At 58.4% G+C, this 238-nt stretch carries 1 pseudogene; it reads right to left on the reverse strand.

Annotated elements, in window-relative coordinates:
* Positions 1 to 238, reverse strand: a pseudogene (locus AACY52_RS32060) (IS66 family transposase); the annotation flags it as partial.

The raw sequence follows: 238 nt of genomic DNA on the forward strand, positions 1-238 counted from the left end.
AGCTGTTCGCTGGTTTCTTCACCGATGGTGTGTTTGCGGCAGCCGCACGCGCAGGTCAGTTCATGTTCGGGCAGTTCGTGAATGACTTCGATGCGTGGTAGATCGGCTGACAGTGGTTTGCGTTTGCCTCGGCGTTGGGTCGGGGCAACGACTTCTTCGTCAGACTCATCGGAGACCGGAACCGCGAGACTTTCGGGTTCATTAAAGAGCGCGAGCTGTGGCGTCTGCGGATCGACGG

Source organism: Pseudomonas sp. EA_65y_Pfl1_P113, assembly GCF_963970525.1.
GTDB classification, from domain to species: Bacteria; Pseudomonadota; Gammaproteobacteria; order Pseudomonadales; family Pseudomonadaceae; genus Aquipseudomonas; species Aquipseudomonas tritici.